The organism is Gordonibacter pamelaeae 7-10-1-b, from assembly GCF_000210055.1.
Taxonomy (GTDB): Bacteria; Actinomycetota; Coriobacteriia; order Coriobacteriales; family Eggerthellaceae; genus Gordonibacter; species Gordonibacter pamelaeae.
Genome location: NC_021021.1, coordinates 2368886 through 2370071, shown reverse-complemented (window position 1 = coordinate 2370071; position 1186 = coordinate 2368886). Strand labels below are relative to the sequence as shown.

Sequence of the window (1186 nt, the reverse complement as noted above, 5' to 3'; positions counted from 1 at the left end):
AGCTGCACGGCCTGCGCCATCGTCTCGGAAGCAGTCGACGGCCGCTACGGCGGCTACCATAACAGCTACGGGTACGAGTCCGACGACGGCTACCGGTACGGCTACGGCGATTCCGGCGGCTACGACGGCGCGGACGTCGACTTCAGCATCGAGTACATCAAGGACATGCTCGACCTGCCGGACGGCCGGACGGTCGACGGCAAGCACACGCCGGGCGTCTACGAGGTGGGCGCCGGCAAGGACCTCGAGCCCGGTCTCTACTACGTGGAGGGAGACCCCGCGGACGAGGCCGACTACGTGCTGTTCGGCCCCACCTCGGACGCACGCTACGAGGTGGACTACGGCGTTACGTACTTCGGCAACTACTTCGTGGAGCTCGAGGAGGGCGCGGTGTTCGCCTGGGACGCGCCCGACGGCCTGCGCCTGTACCCCGCCGCCGACGCCTCCTTCGAGCCGACCGCGCCCTACCGCAGCGGGCTCTACCGCGTGGGCGAGGACATCCCTGCCGGCACCTACACGGTCACCATCGAGCCCGAGGCGGCGGCCGAGGCCGACAACGAGTGCGGGGCGTTCGTGATGAGGGATTTGGCCTTCGGCAGCGGCTCCATCACCGACGAGAAGTACGTGGTGCGCGGGAGCTCGCAGACCGTCACCGTGAAGGACGGCGACTGGCTGGAGCTCTACGCCGACACCGACGCCCCGGCGCAGTAGCCGACCCCGCCCTACCCTCCAAGGCCCCGCGAGGGGCCTTCTCGGTACCCGACCGGAACCCATGCGAAAGGACCCGCCCATGCTCCCCGACAACCCCACCCGCGACCAGATAGAAGCCGTGTTCGCCAACGACCGTTTCGCCACCCAGGCGGCCGGGTGCCGCGTCGTGGAGGGCGAGCGGGGCCGCGCCGTGTGCGAGATGGAGCTGGCCGACATCCACAAGAACGCCATGGGCAACGTCATGGGCGGCGCCATCTTCACGCTCGCGGACTTCGCGCTGGCCGTCTCCTGCAACATCGGCGAGGAGCCCACGGTGTCGGTGGACTCGAACATCAGCTTCCTGCGCGCGACGCAGGGCACGAGGCTCACCGCCACGTCCGTCTGCGACAAACCAGGCCGCCATCTGGGCTTCTACACCGTGACCGTCAAAGATGACCTAGGCAAGGACATCGCGAGGATGACCGCCACCTGCTAC

Annotated in this window: 1 protein-coding gene and 1 pseudogene; both read left to right on the top strand. The window is 68.5% G+C overall.

The genetic code is table 11. The features are described from left to right. Positions 1-711 (top strand): annotated as a pseudogene (locus GPA_RS11080) (hypothetical protein); the annotation flags it as partial. A 79-nt stretch (positions 712-790) separates the two neighbouring features. Beyond that, the coding region (locus GPA_RS11075; RefSeq protein ID WP_041239513.1) for a PaaI family thioesterase at positions 791-1186 on the top strand (396 nt) is incomplete at its 3' end.